This is a genomic window from Aestuariivivens insulae (assembly GCF_022662195.1).
Classification (GTDB): Bacteria; Bacteroidota; Bacteroidia; order Flavobacteriales; family Flavobacteriaceae; genus Aestuariivivens; species Aestuariivivens insulae.
In genome coordinates this window covers 84,714-104,183 of record NZ_JAKMCS010000001.1, presented here as the reverse complement: position 1 = coordinate 104,183, position 19,470 = coordinate 84,714, and the positions used below count along the sequence as shown (strand labels likewise).

The following is a 19,470-nucleotide window of genomic DNA, read 5'->3' as shown; positions in this document are numbered from 1 at the left end:
CTTAAGCAAGTGAACAAACAAACTCTCCACTCACGAACATATAAATTAATAACTATTAGACAGGCTTAAGCTTCTTAAAAATATTTTAGAATTGTAAGCCCTATAAAACTATCATTTTTAAAATTCGACAAGAAGTTCTCGTTTACGGCAATACTACTAAAAATCCGTCCTTCCAATTCAAGCTTGATGGTGCTACCTATTCTTCTTGAGGCTTCAACCCCAATTATTTTACTACTTTTTTCTAAATCGCATATTACACCTAATAAAATAGAAGTATCCTGAACATCATTAAACGCAATTCTAGAGCCCAAAAAGACATCATTTTGCAAAGCACTTAAAGTTAATGCATCACGTTCGTCGAAACTATACTCACCAATTAAGCCAATATCAATACCAGAGCTGTTTATATTACTTATTGTATACTCTAATCCGGCGGTAAAAGCTATAAATTTTTGAAGCGTACTTGACCTGTAAATAGATTCTAACTTCCATAAAAAGGCATTATTGGTAATTTGAAGATCTAAACCTACTTGATGTATAATGGGATAAAAAGCCATAATACCTGCTTCACTGTTAAATTGAATAACAGGTTCTCTTCCGGTACCATAAAAATATGACAATCCCAAATCAAAACTATTAAAGCTATTACTGTACCGCATCGCAACATCCTGATGCCATGCTTTAGCTGCACTTTCATAGCCTACATTATTAGTATTTATAATTACAGGAAATCTAAACCGTCCCTTTTCTCCTGGCAAGGTTCTTTTTCTATGGTAAGGTAAATAGAAAAAATCGAAAGTTCCCTGCTTGGTATTAATAGAAAACTGTAGCATAGGCTGCCCTAGTTTTTCCTCGCCGTCAAAACTTTCAATAGCATCGGTCTGATTAATAATGTCTACCAAATGATTACTTTCTGTAACTCCCCAAAATATCTTTTTCAACCCAATGCTCAACTCCCAATTCCTGCTTACCTTAAGATAATAAAACTCTCTAAAATCGAAATGTGTTCTTTCCTCATCCACATCAACCCTAGCAAACCCTTCTATGTTTAAACTATTATCATTGGCTTCCCATTCCAGCGTATATGTAGGCCTAAGTGCCACTGATGGAAAATATCGATTTTGCCCATTGAAAGATGGAGCCTCCATAAAAAACCTGTTTTCCATTTCAATTTCCAAATCTAAGGTATGGGAAGACCTATTAGTTCCCTCCCTTTCTTGGGCATGTCCTAAACTCAGAAAAGCGACTATTAATATGACTATTAAACCGAATTGCATTTTATAAACATTTATAAGAAATTGGGAACATAGTTTCAGTTCCCAATTTCAATAATCAAACAACTAATTAAAATCTATACAGCACGATTTCAACTTCTTTTTAAAGCATTTTGGGTAAAATGATCGTCGGTTAGATGAACATCAAAATCATAATTCAAAAAATACAATAAGGTTTCTTTATGACTTTGATGGTTAACCATATTTAATCGAGAGGCCCTCCAATATTTTCCTTTATAAAGATTATAACCGCTATAGGTTAGAGTTTTTAACAGGGCATTTTTTCGATCATAGAATTCAATTTTTTCAATACGGTATTCAGCATCCTTATTATAACTTACCACTCTTTTGGTATAACCCGATTTTGGGTCGACTGGATATTGCTCAACTACCAAGAGATGGTTATCTGCTTTCAAAAATTTATAGGTATACTTTTCAACTTCTTGCGAAGACAAATCTTCATAAGCAAACTCACTGCCTACAAAGGGTCCCGATTTGTTATTAGAAGAAATACGTTTCACTCGCTTAATGGATGGCAAGTACAACCATTGGTCATCTGCTCCCTGTTTATGAGTATAGGTTAGAGTAGAAGTACCCTTAACATCCTTAGGGCTATTAAAAATAATCAAGGATTTATCTCCATCTTCTACCAATTCAAGTGTACTAACCTCTAAGGCCCGTTCACTTACTTGTCCGTTCCTATTCTTTAAGACCATTTTTAATGTGGAAACAGAACTTTTAAATCCAAGATCAGCATTTTCAGCTGCTTTTGCTATCTCCAGACCTCTATCTTGCGCTTGGGCCACGGTATAAATCATGAGAGATAGGACCACCGTTAATAATACTTTTTTCATTGTTATTAATTTTAATTGTTATCTGTAATATAAAATTGAGGTATATTTTTTCTTAGTCCTTTTTACGGAGCTTGTTATAATTAATAATGCAGGCAACAGGAGAAAATCAATTATTAAAGCCGCAATAATTATAACTAAGGTAATTCTGGCCATATAACTATTTAGGGCAAAAGACGAGGTTGACAATACCGCAAACCCGGAAACCAGGACCACTGTAGTGGTAATCAAAGCTTTGCCCACAGTTTGAAACGCATATTCTACCGCCCTTTCTGGGCCATAACCATATTCCCTTCTTGCTCTTAAAAACTTACTCATAAAGTGTACGGTATCATCAACGATTATCCCCAGTGTCATTCCAAAGACTATCACCATACCCGTGTTAATTTGCGATTTGTACAAGGCCCAAATACCAAAGCCCACCAATACAGGCGCAATATTCGGGATTAGGCTCAATATCCCAAGTTTAAAATTCCTTAAAGCTAACATTAACACTAAAGAAATTAATAGTAGTGCCACAATATTGCCTTTAAACATACTATCGGCCTGTCTAAACCCCAGTTTAGAAAACATAAGCATAGGGCTCACCCCTATAGCATGCATGGCTTTGGGTGTATTTCGCTTTAACCAATCCTCTCCTCTTTGTGCAAATGCAATCATATCTGGGCTGTCTAGATTTTTTACTGTAACCGTTACCCTTGATTCAGATTTGTCAACATTTATCTGATTATTTAAATCCAATCCAAAAGGCAAGGACAGTTCATAAAGCAATAAATACTGGGCTGCTTCTTCCCTTGTTTCTGGAATTTTATAATAACCTTCATCATCACCATGCATCGATTTATTAATACGCCGTGCGACTTCGCTAAAGGCATTAACATGAACCACTTCTGGTTGATGGTACAACCAATCTTCAAATTCATTTAACTTTTTTAAGTATTCTGGGTTATTGATACCACCACTTTCACCACTACCAATGGAATACTCGACATTGTAAACCCCTGTTAAGTTTTCACTTATATAATCGGTATCCGATCTAAATTGAACGGAGGTATCGAAATAATTAATAAACTCGTCATTAAAGCTATTTTTGGTAGATAAATAGGTTAATCCTCCAATAAGACCAAAGGATATCAAGGTAACCATAATGGGGCTACCAATAACCAGACGTGACAATCCTCTATACCAATCCAATGTATGCCCGGAATTTTTACTGATTAGCTTTACCCCTCTTTTCTTAAAGGGCAAAATAGCTACAAGTGCCGGTAAGGTGGTAGTAGAGAACAAGAATGCCATCGTCATACCAAAGGCTACTATGTTTCCTAAATCCCAAAACGGTGGCACATCACCAAAGTTCATGGTTAAAAATCCAATGATCGTGGTTAAACTGGTTATAAAAACAGGCATAAAATTTAAACGCAGCGACTCTATTAGGGCATCATATTTATCAAGTCCCTCCTTTTTCATTTTCTGTAGCATCGTTATGAGGATGTGTATACTATCGGCCACTGCCAGAGTTAAAATCATGGTAGGGAATACCGATGAAGGCGGAGTTAATTTTATACCCATAATCCCCACAAAGCCTACAGTACTTACTATAGAGAACAAGACCACCAATAAGGTAGCAACAGTGCTTTGCAGGCTTCTTGTTAGCAAAAAGGTGGTTATAATAACAATAAGCAGCATAATACCTGTCAAGCCCATGTCTTTCATTGAGGCTTCAAAAAAAGCTGTATTCAAAGGTACCATCCCAGAAATATGCACCTCAAACTGTGGGTGCTTTTGTTGAAATTGTTCTACCATCTCTCTTACTGAAGTCATTACCTCGGGCACTTCTACAGCACTATCCTCCCCTGGTAGTCTAACCGTAATATTAACTGCCGTAACACTTCCCGCTTTGTTAATAATTCTATTGACCAACATTGGCTCTTTTAATGCAATATCCCTTATGGCCTTTATCTCGGTTTCACTTTTATGTTTTGAATCGTAAGACAGGTCATCAACATAAAGGTCATCATGCTCGGCACTGGTGTGTTGAAAATTAGTTATAGCATCTACCCTTGAAGAATATGGGGTATTCCAGGCATTTGCAGTTAACTCTTCAATGGCCATTAAATTTTCCCTGGTAAAAACATTCTTGTTTTTTGGTGAGAGCACCAAAATTACATTATCATCTTTGGTATACTTATCCTGTAATGCATCAAAAGCTTCTAATTCAGGATTGGATTCACTAAAAAACACATGGTAATCCCCATCGAATTTCATTGTTCCCTGTAACCCTAAGGCTATGGTTAACACAATGGATGCTATTAATACATACCATTTATTTTTGATAACAAACCTTGCCCAGTTAATGGCAAATTTATTAGCTGAATTCCTTATTTTTTTAAACGCATTCATAATTATTTATTTAAAATAGTTTTAAAAGTATCTATCACTGGTTTTGACATACGCCAATACATTAATATCAACTCATTTAAACCCTCGTTATCAATAATATGTATAGGTAAAATGGTCTGAAAAGCCATACTATTTTTCTCTTTAATCAAAACTCCGAAGGTGTTTTTGAAATGTACTTGTTCCGTCAAAGCATCAATCTTATGCATTTCATCTTCAAGCCTTTTAATTTGAGATGGCTTAAGCTTAAAGCAACCCAAAGCCATTTTTATGTATTGGGCTCCTATTTCAAGATAAAAGCCTGGCTCTTCCTTAAATTTTCTGCCCTTGGCACTTATTAAAGCCGATTTAAATAGCTTATAGGGCTTTCCATCTTTGTTAAACCTCATATCCTTTTGAATCCTGAACACGGCATCACTGGTTTGAATTTTTATGGCTGGATCTTCAACTTTAATAGCTCCCAACAAATCATCGATAAAACGGTGAAACGGTAAGTTTACACGATGTTCGTAATTAGATTTGTTCAATAAGAACCATTCCCGATTATTATGCCTTTCAAGTGCTTCAAAAAATTCAATATAGTCCCGTGTAAAATATTTTGTAGTCGTTTCCATTTTATATGATTTGCCAGAACATGTCTGCTTTATCCCTTATTATGATTGAACTGTTTTAAAGTTTCAATGCAAAGAAACAGCACAGATTAATTTTACATTATTCAAATAAGCCCAATGTTTTGACTAAAAAGTCCAGACTGCTATTTTGTAGTATTTTGCTAGTCTATTTTTCTAAATGAGGAAGGTGTTGTATTATATTTTGCTTTAAATGCCCTACTAAAATGGGCAGCACTTTCAAACCCACAATCGTAGGCTATTTGGGAAACACTATCAGTATTTAATTTTAAATGTTCTGCAGCTTTTTTAAGCCGCCTTTCTAAAATCCATTTTCCAGGGCTGGAGTTATAGTGATTTTTAAAATCTCTTTTAAAGCTCGATTTGCTTCTATTACAAAGCTTGGCTAACTGATCTAAATTTAGGTTATAATAAAAATTGGCCTCCATGATATTGGGCAATGAAGGAAGTTTGTTTATAACAACATGCTTTAAATATGAAGCTATTTTTAAATTATCCTTACTGTTTGCCAAACTTAACATAAGTTCTTTGGCTTTTAACTGCAGCATACTATTCAACGGCTTATTGGTATTATGGAAATACCCCAGTAAGGACTGAAAAAAGGTTTCTAATTCAACACCCATTTCAAGTGGTTCTACAACAAAGGTATCTGCCTCATCCATATTTCTAATGGGTATTTTTTTGATTTCGTCGTTTAAACTGGATTTAATGATATGATCTGAAAAAAATATGCCAAGCATGCAAAACTCTTCCTTAAAGCTTTGTTTGATAATAGATGCTCCCTTTTTAACATATAAAGCCTCTCCTTTTTTTACTAACCATTGCGATTCTTTGGTACTCCATGTTTTTTTTCCACTTAAAATATATACGATATAATCGTACCGTGACCATATTTCTATAGTATCTTGATCTAATGGACACTTATATTCAACAAATAAAAGATCATCTACCTCAAATTTATTCGGAACAATATTACTTTTCATTATGGAATAGAAGTCGTACATAAATTAAAAGAAGTGGTTAATGCTTAAACAAATTTAAGTAATTTAATAGTGTTGTTATATAAATCCTCCCATTGCTGTTTTATACCTTTTTTTAAGAAAACCGTACCTTTAGGCCTGAAGCATAATTTTTTAGTGCAAATAATGTATTAGGCCCTTATGGAATTCCTTCAAATGTTAACCATACCAGAACCATTTAAGATTGATATTTTCAACTTATGGAACCAAGAATACCCCCAACAATTAAGCTATGAAACTTTGTCTGACTTCAATAACTATTTGAAAAAGTTAACCAAAGCCTCACACATATTGATTATTAAGGATGGCAAGGTGTTTGGGTGGTATGTCGACTTTATACGTGATAACAAAAGATGGTTTGTTATCTTATTAAACTCCAACACTCAAGGTAAAGGTTATGGCACCCAACTATTAAATCTGGCCAAACAAAAAAAAATGGAACTTAACGGATGGGTAATCGATCATAATAACGACTTAAAATATAATGGCGAACACTATCTATCACCTTTAGGGTTTTATCTAAAAAATGGATTTGAAATCATTTCTAAAGATCGGTTAGAACTAAAAACCATATCTGCCGTTAGGATTAGGTGGCAACAACCGAATTAGCAAAAGTCTAACAATGAATTGATTTAAGAATCTAAGCACGTTACTATTTATATAACAACATTTTAATCGTCAACTTAAAAAGTCTCAACACAAGTTGAGGCTTTTTAAGTTGACCCAATCAGGCCATTTTTTGAACGTATCGATCAATTCCCTCTTTGCATTCCTATATACATTTGCCTCATAATCAATTATTAATCAAATAAATTAAATCATGAGCACAACAAAGAAATTAGTCGTATTAATAAGCTACGGTTTAGATGATGAAAGAGCATCTGTAGCTTGGAGCATTGCAAACGGAGGTATTAAATCTGGTTTGGACGTTAGTATTTTCCTGGTAAGTTCTGGCGTAGACTGGGTTAGAAAAGGAGCCGCCGACAATGTTCACCTTAATCCCAAAGATCCAACTATGAAAGCAATGATCGATGCCGTTATCGACAACAAATGCAGGATCATGGTTTGTCCGCCCTGTGCAGAGGTAAGGGGGTATTCTGTAGACAACCTTATTGACGGTATTGAACTTATTGGGTCTGGAGCCTTACACCAATTAATTATAGAAGGTGCCGAAGTCATTTCAATTTAAAATTTAAAACTATGAACCATTCAAATGTAACAACTTCCAAAAAGGCTATTCCACAAGTAACCTCCAATCAACTAGATGCTATTATTGCCGAAGAACATTTTAGTATTATAGACGTTAGAAACCCAAAGGGCATTGAATCCCAAGGCAGCATCCCCAAGGCCCATAATATTCCTTTTGAAACTATTGAACATGCCGTCGATAAAGAACATGAAGATTATAACCCTATTTTCGATGGTGACGGGCCTTTTTTATTTTGCTGTACGGGAGGCGTCATGTCGTATATGGCAGCTCTAAAAGCTCAGGAAAAAGGTGTTGAAAATGTACATAATTTAGAAGGTGGGCATGCCGCTTGGCTAAAATTTAAAAACACACAAAATTAACCTCTAAATCTTGAGAAGACACGCTATATTAATACAAAATGCAAGTTTTCTAATATGTTTAAATAATTACTAACAACTGAAAACTTGCATTTTATTTATTACTTACAAGTAACCTTAAAATTAATTTCATGGATTTATTAACCACCATATTGACCGTTTATGGCATATCTGCCATTATAACTATTAGTAAACTATTTGAACCCCTAAGGGATTTGGCCGAGAAACACAGCCCTAACTTCTGGAAATATTTAACAAGTTGTATGCAGTGCTTACCTTTTTGGGTCGGACTATTGGTGTCGCTTGTAACGGAAGCGCCCCTCGTTGTTAGCTGCGAATTATTTCATCCGCTATTAAATGGATTTTTCACCTATGTGTTTTCTGGAGCATTTTTTAGTGGAACCACCATGCTCATTCATACCCTATTTGTTAGGCTAAAGGGCAATGACTGGAAAGACTATCAGGAAAAGGAAAAACAAAGAAAAATAAAAAAAGGCATCCTTTAAAGCATTAACCTAATGTTTTATGCACTATGCAACACTATTTTGGAGTGATTTTTTTGCGTTTCTCCACTGCTTGGGCGTTTGACCAAATTTATCTTTAAAACTTCTTATAAAGTGGGAGTCACTTTCAAACCCGCAATCGTAACAGATTTGCTGAATGGTAAAGTCTGTACCTAACATTAAATTGCTGGCCAGATTTAATCGCTTGGTCAATAGCCATTTCCCTGGTGTTGTGTTATATACATTTTTAAAATCCCTTTTAAAGGAGGATGTGCTTCTACCACATAATCTTGCAAATTCATCTATTTTTAAATTATAGATAAACTGTTCTTCCATAATCTGCTCTATTGTGCCACCTGCATTTTGGCCAATAGTATAAAACACGTTCTTAATTTCAGCATTGTTGTAGTCCGAACAGATGTTCAGCAACATTTCCCTAAATTTTAATTCTATAATTTTTTGTGAAATTCGCTTGCCTTCCTTCAAATAGGAGAAAAAAGAATGATACAAGGCTTCTAAACTTTCCGAAACTTTAATTCTATATATAAATTCTGGATGATCTATTTTCTTCAGGGCCTTTATTTCACTGCTAATATCTTCTTGTACGCATCGCTTTACAAAATCATCTTTCATAAAAAACATGAGCACACAAAAGCCTTCTTCAAAATATTGTTGGTTTTTAAAGGCTCCTTTTCTAACAAAAATGGATTGGTTTTCTTTTACCAGATATTCATTGGCAGGGGTAATCCATTTTTTTTGGCCACTTAGCACATAAACCACACTATGGCATTCTGACCATGCCGTAAACAATTCTTCTTTAATAGGGCATTTAAACTCTACTATTAAATAATCTTCCCCAATTATTTTATTATAACCAGGGGTTTCTAAAAAATGTTTATATGAATCGAACATCTGTTGCGGCCTATAGATTCATCATAAAGTTAACAATCTTTTTTTAAATTAACACACTACATTCTAAGCATTTACGATTTTCACTCATTCCTACAAACCTCCTGAATGCCTCAAAAAATAATGACTTTCTATTTAAGGAAAATTATAGGAAGATAAAAAAGGGAGTCCCACGCATCATTTAACTCACTAACGACCAGCTTTATATCAGTTTTAATCACCCTCTATTATTCACTATATTTATACTTTATTCTAAATAAACCACTATGGATTAAAAATCCATAGTTTTAAACAAAGAATGAAATTCTTTTGGAGTTGGTGTTGTCATTCCGAATGTGTCACACTGAGCGCTGTCGAAGTGAGGCACGAAGAGGAATCTCATAATTTTGATGTATGATGAGATTTCTCTCTTTAGCCTGTCTTGAGCGACAGTCGAAAGATACGAAATGACAGTCAGTTTGCTAAAAGTTTATAGAAACTAAAGTAACTACAATGGAATTGCAGGGTTTTAACCTTTAACTAAATAATAAAATTTAGGCATGGCCTTTTCAAAAAATGAATTAAGCGATATGTATGGTTTTGAAAGCCCATTCAAACCAGACCCAATCGCCAAGAGGGCTTTAAATTATATTAAAAACAACAATAAACTTCTAGATATAGGTTGTGGTGAAGGAGCAGACAGTGTGTTTTTTGCCAAAAATGGATTTCAAGTTGATGCTTTAGACAATAACGCCATTTACTTAAGTCGTCTTAAAGCTTATAAAAATGACCATCAAATTTCAAATATTTTCATTCAAAACTGTGATGTTATCACTTATAATTATCCGAAACACTATTATGATGTTGTAAACTGTATTTTAGTGGGATGCTGCATGAGAAAAAGTGAATTTGAAAGCCTGCTTACATCAATAAAACAAACCATAAAACACAATGGTTTTATAATCATGTCCTTAAGAAATTATCTTGACCCAGAGTTTATTGAATATTCTTTAACAGAAAAGATGATAGAGCCCAATACTTTTCTAAAAAAAGATGCATGCTGTAAAACAAGGTATTATATTGAAAAAAATCGCCTTCGTGATTTATTTAAGGATTTTGAAATTCTATATTACTTCGAAGGGTTATCTCCAGATAAATATGAAGAAACAGAACATCATGGAGATTCATACATTATCTGCAAGAAAGTATAATATTAATCAACCACTTTATTACAACCTTTCTATCTCCAAACTTAGCTCTCACTCTACAAAAAATAACAATGTACAACTTACCATTAAATTAAAATATTCACTAATTACTAAGCTCATACATTCTTTAATCAATTATTAAAATTTCCCATCGGGATCTTCATTCCACATGTCAATAACATTCTTCCAAGTTCCATCACCTTCTTTACGCCATACGGTAACCGTTTTATTAAACAACAATACAAACTAATAAGATACAAAAAAAAACGACCTTAGCTTATGACTTTACTCATTAGATTTCTTATTCAATACCCCTAACTTTTCATGTTTTAGTCCTAAACTTAGAATGACACTTTAATTCCTCTTTATTTGGGCACACTCCCCTTTGCACTGTAACCACTTAACCTTGCTCCTTATCTCCTGTGTCCTTTACATACATTTTAATAATAAACTTTAACTATTATGAAAACCATTAAATTAACTTGGATTGCCCTGATTATAATCAGTCTGACCTTTTCTTGTTCTAATGGGCCTTTAGAAAACAACACTTCTTCAGCGTTAAAAACAAGCAAAACATTAAAAGTTTCCAAAACGGTAACTGTACCTTTTAAAGCCGACTTCTTTACCAAAAGAGACTACTCCTTTACGCCCGATTGCACTGAGTATGCATCGGATGGTTATACGGGCAACTATCAAGTTGGTGAGGGATCTGGAACACATTTGGGGGAATTTACCGTTATCATTTCTTTCTGTGGAGCCCCAAACCTTCAGTATAAAGCTGGTGAAGGTGTTTTTGTAGCTGATAATGGGGATGAATTATTTTTTAATATCCCACCATGGGGCGTTATTGGACATATTTACCCCATATTTGACGACCCTTATTACGAGCTTTGGTTTGGTGACGATTTTGAAATTACAGGCGGAACAGGACGTTTTGAAGGTGCCTGGGGACATGGTGCAACGGACAGCTGGGTGAATCTTTCTGAAAATGGCTGGATGATGACTCCAGATGGGCCTATTCCTGATGGCTTTATCCCAGAACACCAAACCGACCATATGTTTACAGGAGAATTAACTTTTTACCCAGGCAAACGGTCTAACAAATAACCAAACGAACCTCATCTTTTTGTGTAAGGAGCCATTAATTTTGGCTCCTTACATTTACAAGTAAAGACCTTACAAAAACCTCCAAAGCAAAATAGCTTCAACTTGTATTGAAGCTATTTTTAAAAATGTATCACCATTAAGTGTTTTGAATACTGGATCTTAGATTTTTAAACATATTAACCCAATTTGAAAAAAACTTAAAATGTCTACTGAGTTCATAAGGTACCATGTCAAACCATATTTTCACTCCAGAGGGTTTTTCCGCATTTAAAGTTAAATTATTTTCAATTTCAAAGTCTAAATAATCATATACGCTTTTATTTTCTACAACCCCATCTTTAAAAATAAATTGATTGTCATTACCCAAATAAAAACGCAAACGTGTATAAGTATTTGGTGGTAAGTTCATTATTTTTTTTAATCGATAAAAACGGCCATAACCTACGCCCTTGATATTTAAACTATATTGATCGGGAAAGTTTAATATAAAATGCTCAACCCCTAAGCTATCCATAGCCGTTATCTTGGTAATATTTAAATTCATTTCAGAAACACCAAGATTATAATTTCTTGTGTTTTTTAATATCAATTCTTTTATGCCTTTATTATCTTCTTCAAGTTTTGCCAATACATAAAATGCTATCGGTGAAAAGGCCCACATATTTGGATAAAAATTTGTTCGTCTCATAACTAAGTATATTAAAATTATACAGTGCAAAGATGCGACATAAACATCTTGAAGAAATCATTAAAATTTTCCAATATATACACTCATTTAACCCGTATATGAAATTAGTTTATTTCTGAGTTAATTTAGCATATACAACGCGGTTTATTTGAGAATAATTAAGATGAAATAAATAATAAATCGAAGCCATTTGAAAATTACCAACACGCCTATGGACCGTAGCGTTAAAAAGATGTGAAATAAGGTTTATAAACCCTCCCAAAACAAAAAAACATCACAATGTGCTTCACATAACAAAGGAAAGCCTCACATGGAGAAACAATACAATTATTTATAGAATATTTAAGTTTTGTTTCTTTTGAAAATAGCCTGAATTGCTGCTACTGCTAAAAGAAGAGAAATAATTCCTACAACGCACAGCATAAGAACAATAACCCAACCAAGAATAGATTCTGTCAAAGGTATTTCGTGACCATTTCCTTTAATGATTTGTCTAACTCCTTCAAAAAGATGGGCTACTCCAAATATTAAGGTAAACGCACTAATAATTCCTGAAATTATAAGAATAACCACATTAAAAAAAACAGGGTTCTTCAACAATGGATTTTTCATAACACCTTATATATAAAGCCATTACAATTTACTAAAAAATAAAGAATATACCTTTTCAGAAGAACAAGCCCCTATTAAACAAAAAAGCCTGTCTGCCGACAGGCAGGCATCCCAATGTCCTTCACAAAAAAAGGAAAGCTTTCCATTGGAATTCCATTCACATTGAACTTTATTACCTCTTTCTAAGTCATCCTAAGTTCTTTTTTTTAATAAGAATTAGCTAATATAAATACCCTTGACTTAATGATATAGTTATTAACTTTTTCTCAAATTACATTGTTCGTAACATTTTGACCGTTTTTTTAATTATATTATATTTTTACATACTTTTAATTGCATATTAACCAATTAAAATCTTAATTTATGTTTTCAAAAACGAATTTAGTTTCAACTTTAGTAGGCGCCGTTTGGTCCTACATTGGAGGTTATTTGCTTTGGTCAAAGCTTGGCGCTTCACTTTTTGAAGGTCATGAAGGAACTGCAACAGGGCTTTGGAAAGAGACCCCAGATCAAGTTCATAACATTATCGCTGGCGTAATAATGGCTTTTGCTTTTTCTACTATTTATTCAAAATTATCCAATAGTGGGCATACCATTTCTCATGGCGCAACTTACGGATTATTAGTTGGTCTCTTTGTCGGATTTGGAGAAAGATGGTATGATTTTGCTTTTGCCAACATGATGGATATGACAGGAACAATCATTAATGGCATTTTGAATCTAGTGTTTTACTGCATTTTAGGTATTTTAACTAGCATAGTATACAATAAGGTGAAAAGCGCTTAAACACAAATTATAAAAACAAAAAGCCTGACTAAGTTTGGTCTTAATCAGGCTTTTTTGTGTTTTTATGAGTTCAGCATCTCAACCATACATTGACAAACCCTAGGGTTTGTCAAACAACACAACTATCTTTAGCTAAAAAAAGCCTCAACTTGCGTTGAAGCTTCTTTGCAATCTTCCGGTCTGGACGGGTTTTATTGAACTGATGGATTTATAGACTATTACTGCAATTCAAAGCCTCTAATACATTTATATCCTTTTTTTATGCTGTTTTTTACCATTAACATAATACATAACTGTAGTATCACATTTTTCAGTTATACACAGCTCTTTACCATGTCTTTTTCTGCCATTAAATTCACAGCTATAGATTAATTTACCGTCTTTAAAATCTTCTTCTAAAATCCTTCTACCATCATAATCATAATAGGTGGTTTTAAACACATCCCCTTCTAGATGAAATCTAATTACTTCTCTTAATACATAAGGATTGTCTTTATTGTAAATATATTTAGAATGTGGCTTTCTTTTTTGTCTTCTATAAAACATTAAAGTATAATGGATAACCCCTCTTTCTACGTAATCTTCTTGTATCAATTCCCCATTCTTTTTTCTTCTATGAATTAGCCCTGTATACAAATTATCAGTTTCATATTCATATAAGAGATCATTGTAAACATAAATATCATCAAAATCTGCTACAATAGGCTTTTCCTTTAATTCCTGATCTTGTGAAAAGGTTTTACAGGACATACCCAAAGTGACCATAAATATGAATAGAATTTTATGTGAAAACTTCATTTTGATAAGTTACGAACATTTAGTTCTTTAATTAAATTACAACTCTTCTTTTGACCATTGTGCTTTTTTTACCAAATCGGGATAGCCAGGAGCATATATAAGTCCTCTTTTAAATAACTTATAAGACGTTTTGTACTGCTCTTTGAAATAATAGTAATTGCCAGCTTTTAGATAAAGCTCGGCCAAAAGCCCCTTATCTACCTCTTGTAGTACATCTGTATTATCAAGTACTTCTTCTAATTTTTTCAGGTACTCAATACCCTTAGTAATTTCTTTGTTTTTTAAGCTTTTATAAGAAATTTGACCAAACAAATGAACTAAGCTGATGTTATAGCGATTATTATCTTTTAAAAAAGGATATTTTTTACAACTGGATTTCAAAGCATTTAAGGCTTTTACATCATAAGACGAAAGAGCCACTTTTCTAAAAGCTACATATTCTATAATTTGTTTAGCAATTTTACTTTTGGAATTTATTTGTATTATGGCATCACTATACTCCAGGGCATCATCCAAATATTCATCACTTGCTGCCCTTCTAGCCAAATATTCATATAAAAACTCAACACATTCATTTTTTACGTCTTCTTTCTTTAATAATTTAAATTTAGCTATAGCCTGTGCAATAAAATCTTTATCATTATCATCATGATCAACTATTTTATATAAAGATGATTTTAGATTGGACAAAGTATAATCTTCTGTATAATTAGAGATCTCCAATAACTCTACCAAAAAATCAATATCATCCAAAGAATTAAACTCCAGCTCATTTATTTTTAAAAACATAACATTCTTGAGTAAATAGTTAACTACAACGGATGAATAAAACACCTTTGATTTTCTAAAATTATTTAATGCATTATCATAATCTGCAACTTCTAGGTTCGTTAAGCCTTTGTTATAGTATTGCATTCCAATTAGAGCTCCCTTATCAATAAACTCTTTTCCATAATAGTAATCTTCATAAAACTTCATATATCCCTTTTCAGAAACCTCTTCCTTTGTAGCCAACTTATAAGCTATTAATTCATCTACCATTTTCTTCACTTCAGATTCTTTTGGAATAGCAAACCCATATGCACCCGGCACTGTGGTCTCCAAATATATCTTGTATGTATCTGGATAGGCAATAAGAAAAACATGGGAAGGAGTTTCTTTTATATGATAAGGTATTTCTAACATTTCAAAAGCAAAAGCATACAAGGCCGTTGCTGTTACACAGTTATAAGTACCGTCCTTGAACATATCTGTAAAGTATGAACTTAACTCATACTTCCTAAAGAAGGTATTATGAAGTTCATCATAAATATTCCTAACCCTCTTTTTTTCCTTCTTATCTTTTACCTCCTTGGGGGGCATTTTCTTTATTACAGATAAAACGTTTTGGTAATATCCTGAAACAACATCTTCATTAACTAATGAGTCTATTGCTGTTAAGCTATCAAAAAAATTATAGTTTAAACTATCCTTCTTATAGGCCAGAAATATACTTTCTTCATAAGAAGAAGAATAAGATTGAGAATTTGAGATAAAAACAGAAACTAGAGCAAGAGGAAGAAAAGCTACCTTTATTTTTTTCATGTATTCTTGACAATATAAATTAACAGGCCTAATTTAAACAATTATAGGAAAAACTTTATAATTTCAATGCACCTTTTAAGATTTAAAGCACACCTTATTGGACACCTTAATTAAAGAAATGATCCAATTACAAAATGCTAAAAAACAAAAAAACATCTCAACCATACATTGATAAACCCTAAGGCTTACCAAACAACACAACTAATCTTTAGCTAAAAAAAGCCTCAACTTGCGTTGAATATATTTAGACTTGTTAAATAACAATGAAACAATAAAGAAACTCATAACATATGACTATCGGACCTTTTCTTTCTATTATATCTTTTCCTACCCTTTTACTGTATAAAAACATTTACTGAAACATTTTTGTTAGACCTATGTAGACTATTGCTTTTTTACTGTTGAGTTTACTTTTATTAATTGAAAACAAAATGTTGTTTTTCATTTGTTAAAGTTTAAAATATCAAAAAATAAATTAGCTTTGTTTAAGAAGAAAAATCCTATGCTTAGAAATCCATTATTAGTACTGTTTATTTTTTTTATTTCCTGCCAAGTAGATGATTCCAACACCAAAGAAGTCTATAAGAAAGTGGAAATAACCTCATTTTCTATTGAAGACAATACTGAAAGTGGTGTAAAAACAAAAACCCAGCTTAATATTCAAGGCTACAATAATATAGCTTTTGAAAGTCATGGCGTTTTTGTTCTACATGAAAATTTACTAGTTAAGAAAGTTGAACAAGGAGAATTAAAAGCTAGTAGTTTTGAAACCATAATTAGTTCTGGCATTGTAAAAGGAGAAACGTATAAGGTATTTCCATATACCCAAGTTCAAAATCAAATAATCCATGGAGACACACTTGATTTTATTAGTAATATCGATATAAACATTAAAATCAAAGATTTTACTCCAAAAAAGGGATTTGTTTATGATACAATTTCTATAAAAGGAGAAAATTTTTGTTTATCACTTCCAGACAGCCCGACTAGATTTCTTTTAGGGGAAAGTTACCAAAACGTTATATTCGAATCAGATAGTCTTATCAAAGCTATAGTTTCGCCAAATATTAATAAATCCAAACTGGAACCTACGTTAAAAAATTGCGGTGTAGACACCCTTATTGAAAGTTTATTTATAATTAACCCTCCTTTTTTAGATTCAATCTCTTCTACCGAAGCATATGTTGACGATAATTATTTTATTTATGGTAAAAATTTCCATTCCCAAATAAGTACCGTATGGATTAATGATGTAGAAACACAAATAAACAAGCAACGCTTAGATATTGATAAATTAGAAATAACAATACCCGAAGGGTTACCTAGCGGATTACTTGATCTAAAAATAAAAGTGCTCGATACCATTATTGAAAAGAAAAGTTTTTACCAAAGTACATCTCCTAACATAATAGAGATAGACAAAAGAAACACTGGGTTTCTCGACACACTTACCATTAAGGGCAACTATTTATTACAACCAAACAAAGCACTGGATGTATTAGTAGGTGGAAAATCCCAAAGAATATTAAGTTCATCAATTGGTGAAGTTAAAGTCATTATTGATAAGTATTTTGAAGATCCTTCCCCTAAATTAGTGTTAAAATCTGGTAGTTTTGAAATTATTGAAGATATCACCATGTTACCTCCAGAAATACTTTCTGTTGATAAACCTAATTATCATTTAGCCAATGATACAGTAACATTAAAAACAAAATATTTTATTGCAGGATCTAGTGGCAACATAACTGTTGGTGGAGTATCACTTAGATATGGCAATACCTTTACAAATGTTGATAGTGAAGGCAATATAAGTCTACCCCTAACTGATTGGTTAGAAACCGACAAATTATATTCCTATTATATTTTTAACGGCACTGGTGTTTTAAATATCAACATTGAATCCAGTTATGGTTCGGATAATCATGATATAGGCATTTATGCTCCAACAATTAATTCCATTAACGGAAGTTCCTTTTTACATGGTGAATACATTGAATTAACTGGATTGGATTTTGGCTACAATAGAGTATGTGGTGTATATATTGATGATGAGTTAATTGAAAACCCAGGCACATCAGCTTATACTAGTTATAATAAAAATATAAGATTTCGAATTCCTGAAAATATACCTTCTGGTGTTCATACTTTAAAAGTTAAAACTGGAGGGCAATTTTCAAATGAAATCACCTTTAACATAAAGGCAATAACAACAACCGGACTTTCCATGACTTCGGGTGTTAGAGAATTAGATATATTTACCATAAATGGAAATAATCTAGAAAACAAATATGGCTATACCTTAAAGGTGGATGGTATTTGGTGCGATATTATTCACGCATCAAAAAACCAGGTTAGTTTTAAGCTCCCCTACCACACACCACTAAAACAGAACATGCCTGTGACCATCCACTATGGACCAGAAGTTATAAACGTTGGTTCAATTAACGGAATTGAACCTTATTCTAGATTAGAAAATTATCAACTTCATAGTCAATTCCACACTAGCAGCACGCATTTCGAATTTAACGGAAAACTTTACTTCTTCAACCATTATGGTATATTTCAGTTTAATGAACTCAATTCCATTTGGGAAACTTATGAGCCTAGCTTTCCTTACGGCGGTTATACAAACTCCAATGGCAACAAATACATATCCACGGTTGACAATAAAATCTACATCCCATATGGAAACAACCTTCTTGTATATGACATGATACAAAAAACATGGGAAACGCCAATAGAATTATCTCTAGGCAACGACAACACTTATATTTTATTTTCTTTTGTAACCTCCGAGAACGAAGCCTTTCTTTTTATTGAAGATCAATCGGAAGGCTATGTGACATCATTTATTAAGTATAATTTATTAGATCATACTATTGAAACTCCAAGTCAACCAAACTACCCTATAAGAAGTAGTGCCCTTGGAGACGCACTATACTATCATGATGGGAAGATATATTTTGACCCAAGAGACCAAAACATCCAAGTATTTAATACTGCAAACAATTCGTGGGAAGATATTGGCTTTCCAAAGGACATAAAATATCATTACAAAAATAATTTATACGTGTATAACGATGTACTTTACTTAAGCGGAGGGTTCGAGTATGCTTCTCAACCTGTTTTCAATTTATATGCCTATAATTTAAACACTAAGACTTGGACGGAAAAAACACCAATGCTTTTTAAAGCAGGGAAACATGCCGTTTGGGGTAATGGAGATTCCTTGTATTTTGGAATCGGTTTCAACATTTACTACCATGAAAACCAAGAGATGATTAAGTACAAAATTAGTGACGACCCTCGTTAACCAAATTGAAACCCCCAAAACAAAAAAGCATCCCAATTTTCTTCACAGAAAAAAGGAAAGCTTTCCATTGGCTAGCACTGAATTTATATTCAGCATCTCAACCATACATTGACAAACCCTAAGGCTTATCAAACAACACAACTAAATTTTAGCTAAAAAAAGCCTCAACCTGCGTTGAAGCTTCTTTGCAATCTTGCGGTCTGGACGGGACTCGAACCATATACGCTTAGACCCTATAAAATTGGCC

Annotated in this window: 18 protein-coding genes; 8 read left to right on the top strand and 10 right to left on the bottom strand. The window is 33.1% G+C overall.

What is annotated here, in order from left to right; all coding sequences use genetic code 11:
- Nucleotides 1-74: 74 nt before the first annotated feature.
- The 5 genes from MR062_RS00355 to MR062_RS00335 all read right to left on the bottom strand — a co-directional run bounded on the left by MR062_RS00355 (nt 75) and on the right by MR062_RS00335 (nt 6,155).
- Nucleotides 75-1,277, bottom strand: a complete 1,203-nt coding sequence (locus tag MR062_RS00355) for a hypothetical protein (protein ID WP_242202065.1) — start codon at nt 1,275-1,277, stop codon at nt 75-77.
- An 89-nt stretch (nt 1,278-1,366) separates the two neighbouring features.
- Entirely contained in the window at nt 1,367-2,128 is a 762-nt protein-coding gene (locus MR062_RS00350) for an outer membrane lipoprotein-sorting protein (RefSeq protein WP_242202064.1), read from the bottom strand.
- An 18-nt stretch (nt 2,129-2,146) separates the two neighbouring features.
- Nucleotides 2,147-4,525: an efflux RND transporter permease subunit gene (locus MR062_RS00345; protein WP_242202063.1), complete on the bottom strand. Its 2,379-nt coding sequence runs from the start codon at nt 4,523-4,525 to the stop codon at nt 2,147-2,149.
- 2 nt (nt 4,526-4,527) lie between these two features.
- Complete coding sequence (locus MR062_RS00340) at nt 4,528-5,136, bottom strand: DUF2461 family protein (RefSeq protein WP_242202062.1); 609 nt, start codon at nt 5,134-5,136, stop codon at nt 4,528-4,530.
- Between the two features lie 158 nt (nt 5,137-5,294).
- The gene (locus MR062_RS00335; protein ID WP_242202061.1) at nt 5,295-6,155 is read right to left on the bottom strand and encodes a helix-turn-helix domain-containing protein; all 861 of its coding nucleotides are present in this window, start codon (nt 6,153-6,155) and stop codon (nt 5,295-5,297) included.
- Nucleotides 6,156-6,311: 156 nt separating this feature from the next.
- On the opposite strand from MR062_RS00335, the gene MR062_RS00330 reads away from it, so the two are divergent.
- The 4 genes from MR062_RS00330 to MR062_RS00315 all read left to right on the top strand — a co-directional run bounded on the left by MR062_RS00330 (nt 6,312) and on the right by MR062_RS00315 (nt 8,242).
- The gene (locus MR062_RS00330; RefSeq protein ID WP_242202060.1) at nt 6,312-6,779 is read left to right on the top strand and encodes a GNAT family N-acetyltransferase; all 468 of its coding nucleotides are present in this window, start codon (nt 6,312-6,314) and stop codon (nt 6,777-6,779) included.
- A 211-nt stretch (nt 6,780-6,990) separates the two neighbouring features.
- The gene (locus MR062_RS00325) at nt 6,991-7,359 is read left to right on the top strand and encodes a DsrE family protein (protein ID WP_242202059.1); all 369 of its coding nucleotides are present in this window, start codon (nt 6,991-6,993) and stop codon (nt 7,357-7,359) included.
- An 11-nt stretch (nt 7,360-7,370) separates the two neighbouring features.
- Nucleotides 7,371-7,739: a rhodanese-like domain-containing protein gene (locus tag MR062_RS00320; protein ID WP_242202058.1), complete on the top strand. Its 369-nt coding sequence runs from the start codon at nt 7,371-7,373 to the stop codon at nt 7,737-7,739.
- 128 nt (nt 7,740-7,867) lie between these two features.
- A complete protein-coding gene (locus tag MR062_RS00315; RefSeq protein ID WP_242202057.1) occupies nt 7,868-8,242 on the top strand; it encodes a hypothetical protein in 375 nt (124 codons plus the stop codon).
- Between the two features lie 24 nt (nt 8,243-8,266).
- Here the strand turns inward: MR062_RS00315 and MR062_RS00310 are convergent, their stop codons facing one another.
- The gene (locus MR062_RS00310) at nt 8,267-9,151 is read right to left on the bottom strand and encodes a helix-turn-helix domain-containing protein (protein WP_242202056.1); all 885 of its coding nucleotides are present in this window, start codon (nt 9,149-9,151) and stop codon (nt 8,267-8,269) included.
- A 536-nt stretch (nt 9,152-9,687) separates the two neighbouring features.
- Here MR062_RS00310 and MR062_RS00305 point away from each other — a divergent pair.
- Both MR062_RS00305 and MR062_RS00300 read left to right on the top strand, forming a co-directional pair.
- Complete coding sequence (locus tag MR062_RS00305) at nt 9,688-10,338, top strand: class I SAM-dependent methyltransferase (protein WP_242202055.1); 651 nt, start codon at nt 9,688-9,690, stop codon at nt 10,336-10,338.
- Between the two features lie 459 nt (nt 10,339-10,797).
- Entirely contained in the window at nt 10,798-11,442 is a 645-nt protein-coding gene (locus tag MR062_RS00300; protein ID WP_242202054.1) for a hypothetical protein, read from the top strand.
- Nucleotides 11,443-11,578: 136 nt separating this feature from the next.
- Here MR062_RS00300 and MR062_RS00295 read toward each other — a convergent pair whose 3' ends face one another.
- Together MR062_RS00295 and MR062_RS00290 are read right to left on the bottom strand one after the other, a co-directional pair.
- A complete protein-coding gene (locus tag MR062_RS00295) occupies nt 11,579-12,070 on the bottom strand; it encodes a hypothetical protein (RefSeq protein WP_242202053.1) in 492 nt (163 codons plus the stop codon).
- Nucleotides 12,071-12,472: 402 nt separating this feature from the next.
- A complete protein-coding gene (locus tag MR062_RS00290; RefSeq protein ID WP_242202052.1) occupies nt 12,473-12,742 on the bottom strand; it encodes a hypothetical protein in 270 nt (89 codons plus the stop codon).
- Between the two features lie 363 nt (nt 12,743-13,105).
- Here MR062_RS00290 and MR062_RS00285 point away from each other — a divergent pair, with 363 nt between their 5' ends.
- The gene (locus MR062_RS00285; protein ID WP_242202051.1) at nt 13,106-13,528 is read left to right on the top strand and encodes a hypothetical protein; all 423 of its coding nucleotides are present in this window, start codon (nt 13,106-13,108) and stop codon (nt 13,526-13,528) included.
- Nucleotides 13,529-13,774: 246 nt separating this feature from the next.
- Here the strand turns inward: MR062_RS00285 and MR062_RS00280 are convergent, their stop codons facing one another.
- Both MR062_RS00280 and MR062_RS00275 read right to left on the bottom strand, forming a co-directional pair.
- Nucleotides 13,775-14,326, bottom strand: coding sequence for a hypothetical protein (locus MR062_RS00280; RefSeq protein ID WP_242202050.1), 552 nt, complete (start codon nt 14,324-14,326; stop codon nt 13,775-13,777).
- A 36-nt stretch (nt 14,327-14,362) separates the two neighbouring features.
- Nucleotides 14,363-15,910, bottom strand: a complete 1,548-nt coding sequence (locus MR062_RS00275) for a hypothetical protein (protein ID WP_242202049.1) — start codon at nt 15,908-15,910, stop codon at nt 14,363-14,365.
- A gap of 481 nt (nt 15,911-16,391) precedes the next feature.
- Between MR062_RS00275 and MR062_RS00270 the strand changes: the two genes are divergently transcribed.
- Nucleotides 16,392-19,223, top strand: coding sequence for an IPT/TIG domain-containing protein (locus MR062_RS00270; RefSeq protein ID WP_242202048.1), 2,832 nt, complete (start codon nt 16,392-16,394; stop codon nt 19,221-19,223).
- Nucleotides 19,224-19,470: the final 247 nt, after the last annotated feature.

Coding starts and splice junctions, on each gene's coding strand:
- MR062_RS00320 (WP_242202058.1), top strand. CDS start 7,371: ATGAACCATTCAAATGTAACAACTTCCAAAAAGGCTATTCCACAAGTA.
- MR062_RS00280 (WP_242202050.1), bottom strand. CDS start 14,326: ATGAAGTTTTCACATAAAATTCTATTCATATTTATGGTCACTTTGGGT.
- MR062_RS00330 (WP_242202060.1), top strand. CDS start 6,312: ATGGAATTCCTTCAAATGTTAACCATACCAGAACCATTTAAGATTGAT.
- MR062_RS00275 (WP_242202049.1), bottom strand. CDS start 15,910: ATGAAAAAAATAAAGGTAGCTTTTCTTCCTCTTGCTCTAGTTTCTGTT.
- MR062_RS00285 (WP_242202051.1), top strand. CDS start 13,106: ATGTTTTCAAAAACGAATTTAGTTTCAACTTTAGTAGGCGCCGTTTGG.
- MR062_RS00300 (WP_242202054.1), top strand. CDS start 10,798: ATGAAAACCATTAAATTAACTTGGATTGCCCTGATTATAATCAGTCTG.
- MR062_RS00290 (WP_242202052.1), bottom strand. CDS start 12,742: ATGAAAAATCCATTGTTGAAGAACCCTGTTTTTTTTAATGTGGTTATT.
- MR062_RS00350 (WP_242202064.1), bottom strand. CDS start 2,128: ATGAAAAAAGTATTATTAACGGTGGTCCTATCTCTCATGATTTATACC.
- MR062_RS00315 (WP_242202057.1), top strand. CDS start 7,868: ATGGATTTATTAACCACCATATTGACCGTTTATGGCATATCTGCCATT.
- MR062_RS00325 (WP_242202059.1), top strand. CDS start 6,991: ATGAGCACAACAAAGAAATTAGTCGTATTAATAAGCTACGGTTTAGAT.
- MR062_RS00310 (WP_242202056.1), bottom strand. CDS start 9,151: ATGTTCGATTCATATAAACATTTTTTAGAAACCCCTGGTTATAATAAA.
- MR062_RS00335 (WP_242202061.1), bottom strand. CDS start 6,155: ATGTACGACTTCTATTCCATAATGAAAAGTAATATTGTTCCGAATAAA.
- MR062_RS00345 (WP_242202063.1), bottom strand. CDS start 4,525: ATGAATGCGTTTAAAAAAATAAGGAATTCAGCTAATAAATTTGCCATT.
- MR062_RS00305 (WP_242202055.1), top strand. CDS start 9,688: ATGGCCTTTTCAAAAAATGAATTAAGCGATATGTATGGTTTTGAAAGC.
- MR062_RS00355 (WP_242202065.1), bottom strand. CDS start 1,277: ATGCAATTCGGTTTAATAGTCATATTAATAGTCGCTTTTCTGAGTTTA.
- MR062_RS00340 (WP_242202062.1), bottom strand. CDS start 5,136: ATGGAAACGACTACAAAATATTTTACACGGGACTATATTGAATTTTTT.